At 66.0% G+C, this 16,047-nt stretch carries 14 protein-coding genes; 2 read left to right on the top strand and 12 right to left on the bottom strand.

Annotated features, from left to right (window positions below):
* Positions 1 to 52 precede the first annotated feature (52 nt).
* From hisS to AC23D4_RS02305, 9 genes are all read right to left on the bottom strand, one after another.
* A complete protein-coding gene (gene hisS / locus AC23D4_RS02345; RefSeq protein ID WP_472887315.1) occupies positions 53 to 1,357 on the bottom strand; it encodes a histidine--tRNA ligase in 1,305 nt (434 codons plus the stop codon).
* 65 nt (positions 1,358 to 1,422) lie between these two features.
* Complete coding sequence (gene ispG / locus AC23D4_RS02340) at positions 1,423 to 2,691, bottom strand: flavodoxin-dependent (E)-4-hydroxy-3-methylbut-2-enyl-diphosphate synthase (protein WP_472887379.1); 1,269 nt, start codon at positions 2,689 to 2,691, stop codon at positions 1,423 to 1,425.
* Between the two features lie 32 nt (positions 2,692 to 2,723).
* Positions 2,724 to 3,668 (bottom strand): RodZ domain-containing protein, encoded by a 945-nt coding sequence (locus AC23D4_RS02335; RefSeq protein ID WP_472887316.1) that lies wholly within the window; start codon positions 3,666 to 3,668, stop codon positions 2,724 to 2,726.
* Positions 3,661 to 4,446 (bottom strand): type IV pilus biogenesis/stability protein PilW, encoded by a 786-nt coding sequence (gene pilW, locus AC23D4_RS02330; RefSeq protein WP_472887380.1) that lies wholly within the window; start codon positions 4,444 to 4,446, stop codon positions 3,661 to 3,663. Before pilW ends, AC23D4_RS02335 begins: the two co-directional genes overlap by 8 nt.
* Before the next feature lie 119 nt (positions 4,447 to 4,565).
* Entirely contained in the window at positions 4,566 to 5,720 is a 1,155-nt protein-coding gene (rlmN, locus tag AC23D4_RS02325; RefSeq protein ID WP_472887317.1) for a dual-specificity RNA methyltransferase RlmN, read from the bottom strand.
* A gap of 23 nt (positions 5,721 to 5,743) precedes the next feature.
* Entirely contained in the window at positions 5,744 to 6,169 is a 426-nt protein-coding gene (gene ndk, locus AC23D4_RS02320; RefSeq protein WP_305360518.1) for a nucleoside-diphosphate kinase, read from the bottom strand.
* Positions 6,170 to 6,278: 109 nt separating this feature from the next.
* Positions 6,279 to 7,604 carry a pseudouridine synthase gene (locus AC23D4_RS02315; RefSeq protein WP_472887318.1) on the bottom strand — a complete coding sequence of 442 codons (1,326 nt, stop codon included), beginning with the start codon at positions 7,602 to 7,604 and terminating at the stop codon, positions 6,279 to 6,281.
* Positions 7,601 to 8,272, bottom strand: coding sequence for an SMC-Scp complex subunit ScpB (scpB, locus tag AC23D4_RS02310; protein ID WP_472887319.1), 672 nt, complete (start codon positions 8,270 to 8,272; stop codon positions 7,601 to 7,603). The genes AC23D4_RS02315 and scpB overlap by 4 nt, the downstream gene beginning before the upstream one ends.
* A 209-nt stretch (positions 8,273 to 8,481) precedes the next feature.
* Positions 8,482 to 9,477 carry an RluA family pseudouridine synthase gene (locus AC23D4_RS02305; RefSeq protein ID WP_472887320.1) on the bottom strand — a complete coding sequence of 332 codons (996 nt, stop codon included), beginning with the start codon at positions 9,475 to 9,477 and terminating at the stop codon, positions 8,482 to 8,484.
* A gap of 102 nt (positions 9,478 to 9,579) precedes the next feature.
* On the opposite strand from AC23D4_RS02305, the gene AC23D4_RS02300 reads away from it, so the two are divergent.
* Positions 9,580 to 10,359: an outer membrane protein assembly factor BamD gene (locus AC23D4_RS02300; RefSeq protein WP_472887321.1), complete on the top strand. Its 780-nt coding sequence runs from the start codon at positions 9,580 to 9,582 to the stop codon at positions 10,357 to 10,359.
* On the opposite strand, the gene AC23D4_RS02295 is transcribed toward AC23D4_RS02300, so the two are convergent.
* Positions 10,331 to 12,322 (bottom strand): ATP-dependent DNA helicase, encoded by a 1,992-nt coding sequence (locus tag AC23D4_RS02295; protein ID WP_487623686.1) that lies wholly within the window; start codon positions 12,320 to 12,322, stop codon positions 10,331 to 10,333. The two genes, AC23D4_RS02300 and AC23D4_RS02295, sit on opposite strands and share 29 nt — an antisense overlap.
* A 240-nt stretch (positions 12,323 to 12,562) precedes the next feature.
* Between AC23D4_RS02295 and AC23D4_RS02290 the strand changes: the two genes are divergently transcribed.
* Positions 12,563 to 13,321 carry a PP2C family protein-serine/threonine phosphatase gene (locus tag AC23D4_RS02290; protein WP_472887323.1) on the top strand — a complete coding sequence of 253 codons (759 nt, stop codon included), beginning with the start codon at positions 12,563 to 12,565 and terminating at the stop codon, positions 13,319 to 13,321.
* Between the two features lie 105 nt (positions 13,322 to 13,426).
* Here the strand turns inward: AC23D4_RS02290 and zapE are convergent, their stop codons facing one another.
* Entirely contained in the window at positions 13,427 to 14,524 is a 1,098-nt protein-coding gene (gene zapE, locus AC23D4_RS02285; protein ID WP_472887324.1) for a cell division protein ZapE, read from the bottom strand.
* 13 nt (positions 14,525 to 14,537) lie between these two features.
* Entirely contained in the window at positions 14,538 to 15,965 is a 1,428-nt protein-coding gene (lpdA, locus tag AC23D4_RS02280; RefSeq protein WP_472887325.1) for a dihydrolipoyl dehydrogenase, read from the bottom strand.
* Between the last annotated feature and the right edge of the window lie 82 nt (positions 15,966 to 16,047).

The raw sequence follows: 16,047 nt of genomic DNA, 5'->3' as shown, positions 1-16,047 counted from the left end.
AGGGCGCTGCCGGTCGCCAGGGCTGACCGGGGCATGCCCGGAGCAAAAGGCCTCAGCGCAGGCTCTGCGCCCAGGCGGCCAGATCGGCCAGCGGCTGGGCCACCTGGGCGGGCATGTCCCCTGCCCCTTCACCCGGACGCGAACCGCGCAAGGGCTTGACCGACACCAAACCTTGCGCCAGCTCATCGGCGCCAAAGATGAGTGCAAAACGCGCCCCGCTGGCGTCGGCCTTCTTGAATTGCGACTTCATGCTGCCCATGCCTTCGGCACCGCCAGCGTGCATCTGCACCCGCACGCCCTGCTGGCGCAGGGCGCGCAACACCGGCATGACCCGGGACACGCTGCCCGCATCGGGCACCACGGCGTAGGCATCAGGCGTGGGCTGTTCGGGCAGCCTGCCCTGCTCTTTCAGCAGCTCCAGGATGCGCTCCATGCCCAGCGCCCAGCCCACGGCCGGTGCGGCCTTGCCACCAATCTGTTCGAACAGGCCGTCGTAGCGGCCACCGGCGCAGACCGTGCCCTGCGACCCCAGCTGCGTGGTCACGAACTCGAACACGCTGAGGTTGTAGTAGTCCATGCCGCGCACCAGGCGCGGGTTGATGCGGTAGGCGATGCCGTGCGCGTCGAGCAGACCACGCAGGCGGTTGAAGTGGTCCAGCGACTCGGTGCCCAGGTGGTCCATCAGGCGCGGCGCCGCGTTGACGAGCGCCTGCATCGCCGGGTTCTTGGTGTCCAGGATGCGCAGCGGGTTGCTGTGCAGACGGCGCCTGGCGTCTTCATCGAGCTGGTCAGCGTGGCCTTCCAGGTAGGCAATCAGCGCCTGGCGGTGCGCCTGGCGCTCGGCCGGCTGGCCCAGGCTGTTGATTTCCAGCTCGATGCCTTCCAGACCCAGTTCAGCCCAGAGGTCGCAGGCGAGCACGATCAGCTCGGCGTCCACATCGGGGCCGACAAAGCCCAGCGCCTCGGCACCGAACTGGTGGAACTGGCGGTAGCGGCCACGCTGCGGGCGCTCGTGGCGGAACATCGGCCCCATGTAATAGAGGCGCTTGCCACCGTCGTACAGCAGCGAGTGTTCAACCGCAGCACGCACCACACCGGCGGTGTTTTCCGGGCGCAGGGTCAGCTGCTCGCCGTTGAGCCGGTCTTCGAAGGAATACATCTCCTTCTCGACGATGTCGGTCACCTCGCCCAGGCCGCGAACGAACAGTGCCGTGGGCTCCACGATGGGTGTGCGCAGGTTGCGGTAGCCGTAGCGCTGCATGAGCGAGCGCAGTTTGTCTTCGAGCCACTCCCAGTGTGCGGACACGGGAGGAGCGATGTCGTTCATGCCTTTGACGGCGCTGAGTTTTTCTGCCATGGGAATGCGGTGCGACCGGGCACCATCTGAAATGCCGGCACCGTCCAGCGGCACCAGAGACAAAGTCAGACAGCTGCGCCGAATCTCTTTTCTATGTAGTTTTCAACGATCTGCTGGAATTCGCGGGCGATGCCTTCGCCGCGCAAGGTCATCGCCTTCTGGCCATCGATGAAGATGGGCGCAGCCGGCGCTTCGCCGGTACCTGGCAGGCTGATGCCGATGTCGGCGTGCTTGCTTTCACCGGGGCCGTTGACGATGCAGCCCATCACCGCGACCTTCAGGTTTTCGACGCCAGGGTAACGCTCGCGCCAGACCGGCATCGACGAGCGCAGGTAGTCGTCGATCTGCTTGGCGAGTTCCTGGAAGGTGGTGCTGGTGGTGCGGCCACAGCCCGGGCAAGCGGTGACACTGGGCACGAAGGCACGCAGGCCCAATGACTGCAGTATCTCGGCGGCAATCACCACCTCCTGCGTGCGGGCCTCGCCGGGCTGCGGCGTGAGCGAGACGCGGATGGTGTCGCCGATGCCCTGCTGCAGCAGCACCGACAGCGCCGCCGCCGATGCCACAGCGCCCTTGGTGCCCATGCCGGCCTCGGTCAGACCCAGGTGCAGCGCGTAGTCGCAGCGCTGGGCCAGGGCCTGGTAGACCGCGATCAGGTCCTGCACGCCGCTGACCTTGCAGGACAGGAAGATGTTGTTGCCGTTCAGACCCAGTGCCTCGGCCTTGGCCGCGGAATCGAGCGCCGACATGATCAGCGCCTCGTACATCACCTGGCGCGCGTCCCAGGGCTCGGCACGCTGCGAGTTCTGGTCCATCAGGCGGGCCAGCAGGTCCTGGTCGAGGCTGCCCCAGTTCACGCCGATGCGCACGGCCTTGTCGTGACGGGCCGCGATCTCGACCATCTGGGCGAACTGGCGGTCGCCTTTTTCGCCCTTGCCCACGTTGCCGGGGTTGATGCGGTACTTGGACAAGGCCTCGGCGCAGGCCGGGTGGTCGCTCAGCAGCTTGTGGCCGTTGTAATGGAAATCGCCGATCAGGGGCACGTTAATGCCCATGCGGTCCAGCTGCTCGCGGATGTGGGGCACCGCCCTGGCCGCTTCGTCGTTGTTGACCGTGATGCGCACCAGCTCGGACCCGGCGATGGCCAGCTCCTTGACCTGGATCGCGGTGCCGATGGCGTCGGCCGTGTCGGTGTTGGTCATGGACTGCAGGCGCACCGGCGCGTCACCACCCACCGTCACGTGATGATCACCCCAGGACACCACCCCCTGCCGCGTCCTGCGCGGTCGGGCGCCAGCCAGTGCGACCGGTGCAGCGGTTGGGTTGTTCTCCATCACAGACCGGTTGGCTACAGGCATGTCCATGGTCATTTCACCTCGAATCGGGCCACGCTGTTGCGGGCAAAAGGCGTCACGTCAAATGGACGCCCGCGCACCTGAACCTGCACCGCATCGGCGCGACCGAGCACCACCGAATAGGGCGGCGGGCTGGAAAAATTCAGCGCATCACCCGCTTTGAGCATGCGCTGCACCTGCACCTTGCCCGTGCCGTCGATCACTTCGACCCAGGAGTCGCTGGTCGCCTGCAGGATCAGGAGGCTGCCCGAAGCGACCGGTTCAGCGAGCGCAACGGGTGGCGTTTCAGAAAGCACTGGAGCCTGAGCCAGCACAGGCTCGGCCGGTGCGCCAGAGGCTGGCGCAGCAAGCACGTCGGTCACAGTGGACACCTGCGACACGGCGCTGGAGTCCGGCGAGTCTGAACCCGGCGCAGGTGGCACAACGGTCGTCACCACTTTGCCAGTCGTGGGATCGCTGCTGAAAACACCCGTGGCGCCTGTCAGCAGGTCCTTCCCCGGCAAGGCACTCCAGTCGGGCACCAACGCAATCAACAGCGCTCCCAGCAGCGCCAGCGAAGCAATCAACACCGCCGGACGGCGCAGTCCGTCCAGGGGACTGAAGGTCGACGCACCCTGATCGCCCTTGAAAGGCGCATTGATGGTCAGTCGGGAGTCGCCCAGCACAGGCATGTTCCCCTGGGGAATCTGTTCGAGGATGGGACCCGGGTCGGTCTTGAGCTGGCGGCAGGCACTGGACGCCAGTGCACGTGCAAACGTCAGGTCGGGCAGCTCGTCATAACGCCCGGCTTCCAGCGCTTCCAGCTTCTTGACCGGCACCTTCAGCGCCGCCGCCAGTGCGGCGATGTGCAGGCCCGCGGCTTCCCGCGCCTGGCGCAGCAGCACCGGTGCGGACCAGACCGGTTCGACAGCGCAGGCGCCGTTGACCTGTTGATCGTGGATCACCGACTCATTCATGGAACGAACCCCGTTGGTAGGCCGCCCATTCACGCGACTTCGGATACCGCCGCTCCAGCTGTTGCGCCAGCTGGCCGACCGCAGCGGTGTTGTTCAACTTGCGCTCAACCTTGATGCCCAGCCACAGCGTCTCGGCATTGGCCAGATCGGAGTTGTTCAGACGCCGGATATAGAACTGGGCACGCGTGTCGTCACCCCGTTTGAAGAGCAGCGCCGCCAGGTTGTAGCCTGTGATGGGGTTGGCGGCGTCCAGCTCGTAGGAGCGCGCAAAACTGCCTTCGGCCTCGGCCAGCTGGCCCATGCGGGTCTGGCAGATCCCCTTGGCCATGTAGGTCTTGGCCTGGCCTCCGTAGACCGGGCTGGCCAGCGCCCGGGTAAAGAGCTGGATGGCTTCGGTGTAACGGTTCTGGTTGCAGGTGAACCAGCCGTAATTGTGCAGTGCGTCCGGGTCACGGGGATTGATCTGCAGGGCGCGGCGGAAACTGTCCTCGGCCAGCCGGGCATCGTTCAGCCGCATGTAGACGAGCCCGCGCAACACGTACGCCGGCCCGTAGCCCGGGTCGGCGGCCAGCGACTGCTTGATTTCGTCCAGCGCCACCGTGTTTTGCCCTTGTTCAAAATAGCTCGACGCCAGCTCCAGGCGAATCCGGGCCCGCTTGCGCGTCTCGGGTTCATCGGAATCGGTGATCGGCTCGGCCGTGGTCGTGGTGGCCGAAGCCGGTGCCCCGGCGCAAGCCGACAACAGTGCCACACCGGCGGCCAGCAGCAGCCACAGCATCACGGTGCTGACCCAGAATCGCTGTCCTTCGCCGTTTGACCGGGCGCCGGGCACCACACACGAGGCGGCCGGCAACATGGAAGGAGCGCGATCCCGGTGGCTGTGGGCAAATGCGTCTGTCATACCTGTGGGTCCTTGGCTGTGTGCACGAATCGGATGGGTTGCACGGCGGCGTCCTGGCGGCGCTCGGCCAGGCGGCGGGCTGCGTCGGTGCGGTCGAGCACGTCGCCCGCCAACTGGCCGCAGGCAGCGTCGATGTCATCGCCACGGGTCTTGCGCACCGTCGTGACCACCCCGCCCTCGTTGAGGATCTGCCCGAAGCGCAGTACCACGGCACGCGGTGAGCACTTGAGCCCCGAGTCAGGGAAGGGGTTGAACGGAATGAGGTTGATTTTGCACGGAACGCCGCGACCACCGTGCGTCTTGACCAGCTTCAGCAATTGCTGCGCGTGCTCGGGCTGGTCGTTCACCCCCTCCAGCATGCAGTACTCGAAGGTGATGAAGTCGCGCGGCGCGGCCGGCAGGTAACGCAGGCAGGCGTCGAGCAGCTCGGCGATCGGGTATTTGCGGTTCAACGGTACCAGCGAGTCGCGCAGGGCATCGTTGGGCGCATGCAGCGAAACGGCCAGCGCCACCGGCACGTCCTGCGCCAGGCGGTCGATCATCGGTACGACACCCGAGGTCGACACCGTGACCCGGCGGCGTGACAGGCCATAACCGTGGTCGTCCAGCATCACGCGCAGGGCGGGCACGAGGGCGCTGTAGTTCTGCAGCGGCTCGCCCATGCCCATCATCACCACATTGGTGATCACGCGGTCGGCGGACTTCAGGTGCTTGCGCAGGAAATGTTCGGCGTGCCAGAGCTGCGCCAGGATCTCGCCGGTGGTGAGGTTGCGCGAAAAGCCCTGGTGGCCGGTGGAGCAGAAACGGCATCCCACGGCACATCCGGCCTGGGAAGAAATGCAGAGGGTGCCCCGATCGTCTTCAGGAATGAACACGGTTTCCACCGCGTTGCCGTCACCCACATCGAAAAGCCACTTGATGGTGCCGTCGGTCGATTCCTGGCGCGAGAGCACCGGCAGGTCGGTGATGTGGCAGACCGAGGGCAGTTTCTCGCGCAGGCTTTTGGCGAGATCGGTCATCTCGTCGAAACGAGAGGCCCCTTTTTGATGGATCCAGCGAAACAGCTGGACGGCGCGGAAACGCTTTTCGCCCAGCTGTTCGCAAAAGGCGGCCAGGCCCTCAAGATCAAGGTCGAGCAGGTTGGCCGTCATCACATGATCAACGCGCGGCTGTTTCAGCGCGTGTAGACGTTCATGCCGGCAAAGAAGAACGCCACTTCAGCGGCGGCCGTCTCGGGGGCGTCAGAGCCGTGCACGGCGTTGGCGTCGATGCTGTCGGCGAAGTCGGCGCGGATGGTGCCGGCTGCGGCCTTCTTCGGGTCGGTAGCACCCATCAGGTCGCGGTTCTTGGCAATCGCGCCTTCGCCTTCCAGCGCCTGGATCATCACCGGGCCGGAGATCATGAAGTCCACCAGGTCCTTGAAAAAAGGACGCTCTTTGTGCACAGCGTAGAACTGTTCAGCTTCGCCGCGCGACAGGTGGGCCATGCGGGCGGCCACGACCTTCAGGCCGGCAGCTTCAAAACGGGCGTAAATCTGGCCGATCACGTTCTTGGCAACGGCGTCGGGTTTGATGATCGAGAGGGTGCGTTCGATGGCCATGGTGGTCCTTGAATTTATTGATAAAAACGATTTTTTCGCGGTGCTGCAAAGCCTTTGATTCTACATCGCCCCGTGACTTGCACGGGGCACGCGCCGCAGCCCTGGAAGCTCAGCGCCCGCCAGAACGCCCGCCACCGCCACCACGGCGGCGACCACCGCCGGACGGACCGCCACGAGCGCCATCCTGCTCGCGCTTGCGCTGCAGGGCGTCCTGGCCGATGTAGCCGAACGAGGTTTTCAAGGGATCAGGTTGGGCAGCGCCGCCGCCCTGCCCGCCGGGCTTGCCGCCACGGGCCTTGGGGTTGTCGGAGGGTGTCCCAAACATGCTGCTGCGCCGCACAGCGGGCGCTTCACCCCGGCTGCCGGGCGGGTTGCCGTAGTTGCGCCCGCCACCCTTGGGTGCCGGCTTACCGCGCGTGGCCGGGTGCCGGCCACGGGGTGCACGATCGTCGCCAGTGACTGCCGGCATGCCGGCAGCAGCGGTCAGTCGGTCGATGTCCTGCTGGTCCAGCTCCACCCAGACACCCCGCTTGAGCCCCCGCGGCAGCATCATGGCGCCGTAACGGATGCGGATCAGGCGGCTGACCGCATGACCCACGGCTTCGAGCATGCGGCGCACCTCGCGGTTGCGCCCCTCGCCGATGGTCACGCGGTACCAGCAGTTGGCCCCTTCACCGCCGCCGTCTTCGATGCTCGAGAACTGGGCCACACCGTCGTCCAGTCGCACACCGTCGAGCAGGCGCTGTTTTTCTTCATTGGACAAGGCACCGAGCACGCGCACCGCGTACTCGCGTTGCAGACCGAAACGCGGGTGCATCAAGCGATTCGCCAGTTCGCCCGAGTCGGTCAGCAACAGCAGGCCTTCGGTGTTCAGATCGAGTCGCCCGACCGATTGCCATTTGCCCTGGTACAGGCGCGGCAGGCGGCGAAACACGGTGGGGCGGTTCTGCGGATCATCATGGGACACGACTTCGCCTGCAGGCTTGTGATAGGCCAGCACGCGCGGCGGCGGCGGTGTCATGCGCACACGCACCTGCTTGCCATTGACCTTGATCACATCGCCAAACTGGATGCGCTGGCCCACGTGGGCGGGCTCGCCGTTGACGGAAATGCGACCTTCCAGGATCAACTGTTCCATCTCCAGCCGCGAGCCCATGCCCGCCTGCGCCAGCACCTTGTGCAGCTTCGGCGAGTCGGCTTGGGGCGCGAGCACGCGTTTGGTCGGCAGTGGCAGGTCCTGTTCCTGCTCAGCATCAAATGCGCCACTGACCACGTCATCGAACTGCAATGCGACGGGTGCTTCGACCGGGGGCCGGGCCGGCGCCACAGGGACATCACTCTGCGCCTGCGGCGCGGTCGTGTCGTGGCCGACGGGTTCGACCATTTCGACCTCGCGGGGGGTGTCTGGAGGTGTGGGGGTGTTCGCCATGGTCATGGTGTTCCTGTGGAAGGCTCGGGCATCTCGGTCGCGGTTTCGGATTCGGTGGGTTCGGCGTCTATCAATGACACCTCAACGGTTTCGCCCGCCTCGGGCACCAGGCTCGATGAAAGCGCCTCGAAGTCCAGTCTGTCCAGCGCGGACTCCTGCACCTCGCTGCCTTCGAGCGGCGGCAGCTGGTCCAGCGAAGCCAGGCCCAGATCGTCCAGAAACTGGCGGGTGGTGGCAAACAGGGCCGGTCGTCCCACCGTTTCGCGGTGACCGATCACTTCGACCCAGCCCCGGTCTTCAAGTTGCTTCAGGAGCAGTGAGTTGATGGTCACGCCGCGGATGTCTTCCATGTCACCCCGGGTGACGGGCTGGCGGTAGGCGATGATGGCCAGCGTTTCCAGCGTGGCGCGGGTGTATCGGGGGGGCTTCTCGGGGTGCAGCCGGTCCAGATAGGGGCGCATTTCAGGCCGGCTCTGGAAACGCCAGCCGCTGGCCACCTGCACCAACTCCACGCCGCGACCAGCCCACTCCAGCTGCAGGTCAGCCAGCAGGCTCTTGAGGGTGTCGGGCGAGACCTCCATGTCGAAAAGCACGCCCAGCTCCCGCACGGAGAGCGGTTGCGGCGCGCAGATCAAAGCGGTCTCGAGGACGCGTCGGGCATCCGTGGTGTTCATCGCTGGTGTCTGTCAAAAACCGGTTGTCCGGTCCGGGCTGCGGAGGATGCGAAGGCTGCTGGTGTGCCCGCCCGGCGGCGGGGCTGGGTCACCAGGCGGTCCGCAACATCAGGGCATCGGGCGGAGCCATCCGGGTGGGGCTGTCAAAATCATCGGGAACCATCCCGAAAAAGCGGCCTGCTGAAGGCTTTTGCACAGCCAGGGTGGCGTCACCCCAACTGGGCATCATTGTAATGGAGCCCGGCCTGTTCCAGTGCTTCCTGAAAATCGCCCGGTGGCGCGGACTGGAATGCGAGCTGAACGCCCGAGATCGGGTGCAAAAGACGCAGGCGCGTGGCGTGCAAGGCCTGGCGCAGCATACCGAACAAAGGTTTGCCGCCGTACAGCGCATCACCCGCCAGCGGATGCCCCAGCCAGGCCATGTGCACCCGGATCTGGTGCGTGCGGCCGGTGTGCAGCTTGCAGGCCACCAGGCAGGCCTGGTCGTTGCCGTCGAGCAGCCGGATGGTGGTCTGGGCGGGTTTGCCACTGGTGGCACCGGGCCGCAGCACCGCCATGCGCAAGCGGTTGTGGGTGTCGCGGCCCACAGGCTGGTCCACCACCTGCTCGGCCGCGCCCTTCCAGCGGCCCTGCGCCAGCGCGAGATACCCGCGATGCACCTCGCGTGCAGCGATGGCACGCACCAGGGCGTCCACCGCCGGCCGGCTCTTGCCCACCAGCATCAGGCCCGAGGTGTCCTTGTCGAGCCGGTGAACAATGCCCGCGCGCGGCAACTGGGCTGCAGCAGCGTGGTGGGCCAGCAGCCCATTGAGCAGCGTGCCGCTCCAGTTCCCGGCCGCCGGGTGCACCACGAGCCCGGCGGGCTTGTTGATCACCAGCAGGTGCGTGTCTTCGAAAACCACGTCCAGCGCGATCGGCTGGGCGACGAAGGCCATGGCCTGCTGCGTGGGGCGCAATTCGACCCGCAGCAGATGCCCCACCTGGACGCGGGCCGACGGCTTGTGGACCGTGGTTCCGAGCAACTGAACCGCACCATCGGCCATGAGCTGCTGCAGGTAGGAACGCGAGAACTCGGGAATCAGGCGGGCCAGTGCGCGGTCGACCCGCCAGCCGTGCATCTCGACCGGAATTTCGCAACAACGGGTCTCGGTTTCCAGCAGGACGTCATCGCCGCCGTTCATTGGCTCGGAAGGCTCAGGGGTCATCCCCGGTGTCGGCTGCCCCCCCGTCGATATAATTTCTGCTGCCAAGACCTGTTTTCCTGTTGTAAAGGTGTGCGTGTGAAGCGTTCGTTCAGATTATCGGCTGTGTCTTTGTGCACGCTGGGACCATTGCTCGCCCTGTGGGGGTGCAGCAGCACGCCGGTGGACGAAACCGTGGGCTGGAGCCCCAACAAGATTTACAGCGAAGCCATTGAAGAGCGCGATGCCGGCAACTTCGAAAAGGCCGTGACGCTGTACGAAAAGCTCGAAGGCCGTGCAGCCGGCACGCCGCTGGCCCAACAAGCCCAGCTTGACAAGGCCTACGCCCACTACAAAGCCGGCGAACAGGCACAGGCCCTGGCCGCGCTCGACCGCTTTCTGCGCCTGCATCCCGCCAGCCCCGCGCTGGACTACGCGCTGTACCTCAAGGGCCTGGTCAACTTCAATGACAACCTGGGCCTGTTCGGTTCGCTTGCGCGGCAGGACCTGTCCGAGCGCGACCAGAAGGCGGCCAAGGCCTCGTTCGAATCGCTGCGTGAGGTCGTGACACGATTCCCCGATTCGCGTTATGCGCCCGATGCGCGCGTGCGCATGACCTACATCGTGAACTCACTGGCGCAGTACGAGGTACACGTCGCCCGCTACTACTACAACCGGGGCGCCTACGTGGCCGCCATCAACCGGGTGCAGAGTGCCTTGACCGACTACACCGACGCCCCGGCACTGGAAGAAGCGCTGTTCATTCTGGTGCGCAGCTACGACGCACTCGGCATGACCCAGTTGCGTGACGATGCCCGCCGGGTGATGCAGGCCAACTACCCGCAAAGCGCCTACCTCGGCCAGGGTGGCAAGTCCGTCAGCGAGCCTTGGTGGAAGCTCTGGTGAGCGCGAGCTCTTTCAGCGCGCGCATCACTTCGTCTTCGTCCACCAGTCGCAGCATCGGTGGCAGCGCGGCCAGCAAGGCATTGCCATAGGACCGGGTCAGCAGACGCCGGTCTCCGATCACCAGCACCCCGCGGTCGGTTTCGCTGCGGATCAGGCGCCCGACCCCTTGCCTGAGCGCCAGCGCTGCCTGGGGCAGATAGACACCGTTGAACGCGCTGAGCCCGGCATCGGTGTGTTTCTGGGCCCGCGCCTCGATCAAGGGATCGCCGGGTGAGGGAAAAGGCAGCTTGTCGATCACCAGCAGCTGCAGCACATCCCCTGCCAGATCCACACCCTCCCAGAACGACGCAGACGCCACAAGGATGGCACCCGGCTGACCAACGCCGGCAGCCGCGCGGAACCGCGCCAGCAGCGCACGCCGGGACAAACGACCCTGGCCCAGCACCTGCAGCGCAGCGCCCGAGCCGATGGGCAACATTTCAGCGAGCAGATCGGTCATGCGGCTGGCCGCGCGCAGGGTGGTGGTCAGTACCAGGGTGCGCCCGCCCAGGCGCGACGCCCAACGCGCAACCGCCTGCGCCAGCCGCGGCGTGTGATCGGGTTCACCGGGTTCCGGCAGGTCGTGGGGCACATACAGGGAGGCCAGCGAGGCGTGGTCAAACGGACTGGGCAGTCGCAGGGTGCGCAACTCCTCGTGGTGTTGCAGGCCCAGCGGCTCGGTGAACCAGCGCAGCGCATCGTCGCCGCCCAGCGTGGCCGAAGTGAATATCCAGCTGCGCGCCGCCTGAGGTGCCGTGCCCGCCAGCGCAAAGCGGGCCGAAGCGTCCGGCGGCACGCTGACCAGGCGCCAGCCACCGGCCTCGTCCACATCGGCCCAACGCACGGCTTCACGGGCTGTGCTGGCCGTCGGTGGTTCTGTCCAGCGGGGCCAGTCGGCCAACAATCCGCGCACGGTGTCCAGGAGGCGCTGCAGCTCGACCGCAGCACCCTGGGTAGCCTCCAGCGCCTGCTCCATGGCGCGCAGGGCCTGGGCCAGGCCATGCAAGGCCTGCGTCCAGAGTCGCGGATCCAGCCCCTCGGGGGTTGGCGACGACCAGCGACAACGCCCAGCGGGTACCGCACCCGACCGTGGAACCCGCGCCAGGTGGTGTACGGCCTGCTCCAGCTCCAGCGCCAGATGCGCCCAGGGTCGCTGACCGCGCGCCCACACCGGCCCCTGGCTCGCCAGTTCGCGCGCCAGCGCGCGCAATCGCCCCGAGTCCAGCGATACGCCCATGAACTGCACCCCGATCTCGTTGAGCCGGTGGGCCTCGTCAAACACCACCACCTCAACCTGCGGCAACAGTTCCGACAGGCCAGACGCCTGCACGGCCTGATCCGAGAAGTACAGGTGGTGGTTGATCACCACCCAGTCGGCCTGCTGGGCCGCACGCCGGGCCCGGTTCACATGACAGCTCGCCAGCCGCGGGCAAGCGTCCCCCAGACAGTTCTCTCGCGTGGAGCTGACCCAGGGGCGCAGCGGCGAGCGCTCATCAAGCCCCGGCAATTCGGCGAGGTCGCCCTGCACCGATGCGCTGGCCCAGCGTTGCACGTGCTCCAGCCCGGCGGCCAGCGCCGGGTCGCGCAACGTGCCGGCCACAGGCCCGCTGCGCGCCTGCTCCAGCCGTTGCAGACAGACGTAGCTGGCGCGGCCCTTGAGCAAGGCCACCCGCACCGGAAGACCCAGCGCCCGGCTCAGCGCCGGGATGTCGCGCGCAAACAGCTGTTCCTGCAGAGACTGGGTGGCGGTCGACAGCAGGGCTCGGCGTCCGCTCAACAACAGCGGCGCGAGGTAGGCAAAGGTCTTGCCCACACCGGTACCGGCCTCCACCGCAAGCCAGGTCTGCGCCTCCAGGGCCTCGGCCACGGCGCGCGCCATGTGAATCTGCGCCTGGCGCGGCTGCAGACCTCCGGGGGTGGTCACAGCCAAGGGTCCATCGGCGGCAAAAACAGCCTCGACCGCGTCCACAAAACGGGTCAAACGACGCCTCCCGCTGGCACCGACAACCCGATGGTGGACAAGGCGCAACAGGACACCACACACCACGGCCCGCCAGCCGGATGAATCAAGCGCATTTGGTGATAGTCTCGGTCTCTGTAGGGAATTCTCGTTACCATTCGCATCGCCTCGACACCGCCTGTGTCGCCCTGATTTTTGATCCACATGTCCAAAGGCTACCGCATCCACGCGTCCACCGGCATCCACCGGGGTGATCGCGATTACCAGCAGGATCAGGTCTGCCTGCTCCACCACCAGCGCCACGACGGCTGCCTGCTGTCGGTGATCGCCGATGGCATGGGGGGACGCAGCGGTGGGCGCAAGGCATCGGACCAGGTCATGCTGACCGCGCGACAGCTCTTTGAACGCTTTGATCCCGAGACCGACGACCCGTCGGCGATGCTGCGCCAGATCGTGGAAGAGTCGCATCTGGTCATCAAGCTGACAGCGGTCTCTGCCGAACAGGAACCGCACAGCACTGTCGCAGCCTTCCTGGTGAACCCGGGTGGCGACAGCCACTGGATCCACGCTGGCGATTCACGCATCTACCACTTCCGCAACGGTCAGATGATCTTTCGCACCATGGACCATTCCTATGTGCAGACCCTGGTCAACCAGGGCGAGATCACGGAAGAAGAGGCGCTGGACCACCCCCACTCCAACATCCTCATGGGCTGCCTAGGTACCGACAACGATCCCCCGGTGGACATCCACGTGGCGCACAAGCTCGGGCCGGGAGACGCCCTGCTCGCCTGTAGCGACGGTGTCTGGCACTACTTCACGCCGGCAGAACTCGCCAGTACGGTGGCCATGCTCACCCCGCGTGAAGCGTGCGAATTCCTGATCCAGAAAGCGCGTTCGCGTGCCAAAGGCATGGGCGACAACCTGTCGCTGACCATCGTCAAGTTTGACCCTTTGGGTTGAACGCTTTTCTGCGCCATGCGGGTTTCGCCGCCGGGCTGCCCCAAGGCGAAACAGCCCCCTTGGGGGCAGCGACCCGCGCAGCGGCGGAGTGTGGGGGCTACGCCGTCAAGTAAGACCGGTATCCACCTGCCGGTGTTCCAATGTCAGGTATTCGGCCGACTGCATCTCGCCCAGGCGCGATACCGTGCGCGGGAACTCGTGCGACATCGGCCCTTCCAGATACAGCTGCTCCGGCGGCACGGCGGCCGACATCACCAGCTTGACACGCCGGTCGTACAGCACATCGATCAACCAGGTGAAGCGCCGTGCCTCGGACGCCTGGCGCACCGCCATCTGCGGCACGTTGGACAGCAGCAGCGTGTGGAACTGCGACGCGATTTCCAGGTAGTCGTTCTGCGAGCGCGGCCCGCCACAGAGCGTGCGGAAATCGAACCAGATCACGCCACCAGCGCGGCGCAGCGAGCGGATTTCGCGCGACTCGATGTGCATCACCGGGTCCTGGTCGGTCATTTCGGCCAGTTCGCCAAAGGTCTTTTCCATTGCCGCGTCGGCCGTCGGTCCCAGCGGGCAGTGGTACAGCTGGATGTGCGTGAGCGTGCGCTGGCGGTAGTCGGTGCCGTTGTCCACGCTGAGCACCTCCAGACGCGATTTCAGCAGCTCGATGGCCGGCAGGATGCGGTCGCGGTGCAGACCGTCCGGGTACAGGCCGTCCGGATGGAAGTTGGAGGTGGTGACGAAGCCCACGCCGGCCTTGAACAGCGCGTCCAGCAGGCGGTGCAGGATCATGGCGTCGGTCACATCCGCCACATGGAATTCGTCAAAACAAATCAGCTTGTAGCGCTTGGCGATGCGCGCGCCCAGCTCGTCCAGCGGGTTCACTGTGCCCTGCAGGTCGCGCAACTCCCGGTGCACCTCGCGCATGAACTCGTGGAAGTGCAGCCGCGTCTTGCGGCGCAGCGGGACCGCGTTGTAGAAGCAGTCCATCAGGAAGCTCTTGCCCCGCCCCACCCCGCCAAACATGTAAACCCCGCGCGGGATCTCCGGGTTGACAAACATCTTCTTCAGCGCGTTGGAGCGGCGCTGCTTGTACGTTGCCCACTCGGACGCACACCGCTCCAGCGCATCGATGGCACGCTGCTGGGCGGGGTCGGTGGTGTAGCCGCGCTCCTTGAGCGCGGCTTCGTAGGTGCTGCGGACCGACAAGGGCGAACCCGGATCAGAAGTTCAAGGTGCGCTTGTCCACCGCGAGTGCGGCTTCCTTCGTGGCTTCCGACAGCGACGGGTGCGCATGGCAGATGCGCGCGATGTCTTCCGCACTGGCCTTGAACTCCATGGCCACCACCGCTTCGGAGATCAGCTCTGAAGCCATCGGGCCGACGATGTGCACGCCCAGGATCTCGTCGGTGGTCGCATCGGCCAGGAACTTGACCATGCCGGTTGTGTCGCCCAGCGCGCGGGCACGGCCGTTGGCCAGGAACGGAAAGGTGCCCGCCTTGTACGCCACACCGTCCGCCTTGAGCTGCTGTTCGGTGCGGCCGACCCAGGCGATCTCGGGGCTGGTGTAGATGACCCAGGGGATGGTGTTGAAGTTGACATGCCCGTGCTGGCCCGCGATGCGCTCGGCCACGGCCACGCCCTCCTCTTCCGCCTTGTGCGCCAGCATCGGGCCACGCACCACATCGCCCACCGCCCACACGCCCGGCAGGTTGGTCTTGCACTCGGCGTCCACCATGATGGCGCCGCGCTCGTCCAGCGCCAGGCCCACGGCTTCAGCGTTCAGGCCGACGGTGTTGGGGACGCGGCCGATCGAGACGATCAGCTTGTCGGCGTCCAGCGTCAGAGCTTCGCCCTTGGCGTTGGTGTAGGCCACGCTCACCCCCTTCTTGCCGGTCTTGATCTCGCCGACGGTCACGCCGAGTTCGATCTTCAGTCCCTGCTTGTCGAAGGCCTTCTTGGCTTCCTTGGCGATCTGCTCGTCCACCGCGCCGAGGAAGGTCGGCAGACCTTCGAGGATGGTGACGTCAGCGCCCAGGCGGCGCCAGACCGAGCCCATTTCCAGGCCGATCACCCCGGAGCCGATCAGCACCAGCTTCTTCGGCACGGCGCCAATGCGCAATGCGCCGTCGTTGGACAGCACGTTGACCTCGTCGAACGGCGTGCCGGGCAGCGCGCGGGCGTTGGAGCCGGTGGCGATCACGATCTGCTTGCCGGTGAGGACCTCTTCCTTGGCACCCGATACCTGGACTTCGTAGCCACCGTCAGCCGCCTTCAAGAACGAGCCACGGCCGTGGAAGAAGGTGATCTTGTTCTTCTTGAACAGGTAGAGGATGCCGTCGTTGTTCTGCTTCACCACGGTGTCCTTGCGGCCCACCATCTTGGCCACGTCCATCGTCACCTTGCCGGTGCTGATGCCATGCTCGGAGAAATGGTGGTTGGCGTGCTCGAAGTGCTCGCTGGACTGCAGCAGGGCCTTGGACGGAATGCAACCGACGTTGGTGCAGGTGCCGCCCGGGGCCGGGCCGCCAGCGGCGTTTTTCCACTCGTCGATACACGCGACCTTGAAGCCCAGCTGGGCAGCGCGGATGGCGGCGATGTAGCCGCCGGGGCCGGCGCCGATCACGACGACGTCAAATGCTTGAGACATGTTTGTTCTTTCAATGAGGTTTTTCAAACCCCGGAAGGAACGTCAACGCAGACACGCGACGCCACAACTTCCAGAAATCCCG

It is taken from the genome of Hydrogenophaga sp. L76, from assembly GCF_057654755.1.
This window is presented reverse-complemented; position numbering and strand designations above follow the sequence as displayed.

Bases quoted from the DNA above. Each gene is read 5' to 3' on its own strand.
- hisS (WP_472887315.1), bottom strand. From the start codon at position 1,357: ATGGCAGAAAAACTCAGCGCCGTCAAAGGCATGAACGACATCGCTCCT.
- ispG (WP_472887379.1), bottom strand. From the start codon at position 2,691: ATGGAGAACAACCCAACCGCTGCACCGGTCGCACTGGCTGGCGCCCGA.
- AC23D4_RS02335 (WP_472887316.1), bottom strand. From the start codon at position 3,668: ATGAATGAGTCGGTGATCCACGATCAACAGGTCAACGGCGCCTGCGCT.
- pilW (WP_472887380.1), bottom strand. From the start codon at position 4,446: ATGCTGTGGCTGCTGCTGGCCGCCGGTGTGGCACTGTTGTCGGCTTGC.
- rlmN (WP_472887317.1), bottom strand. From the start codon at position 5,720: ATGACGGCCAACCTGCTCGACCTTGATCTTGAGGGCCTGGCCGCCTTT.
- ndk (WP_305360518.1), bottom strand. From the start codon at position 6,169: ATGGCCATCGAACGCACCCTCTCGATCATCAAACCCGACGCCGTTGCC.
- AC23D4_RS02315 (WP_472887318.1), bottom strand. From the start codon at position 7,604: ATGACCATGGCGAACACCCCCACACCTCCAGACACCCCCCGCGAGGTC.
- scpB (WP_472887319.1), bottom strand. From the start codon at position 8,272: ATGAACACCACGGATGCCCGACGCGTCCTCGAGACCGCTTTGATCTGC.
- AC23D4_RS02305 (WP_472887320.1), bottom strand. From the start codon at position 9,477: ATGACCCCTGAGCCTTCCGAGCCAATGAACGGCGGCGATGACGTCCTG.
- AC23D4_RS02290 (WP_472887323.1), top strand. From the start codon at position 12,563: ATGTCCAAAGGCTACCGCATCCACGCGTCCACCGGCATCCACCGGGGT.
- lpdA (WP_472887325.1), bottom strand. From the start codon at position 15,965: ATGTCTCAAGCATTTGACGTCGTCGTGATCGGCGCCGGCCCCGGCGGC.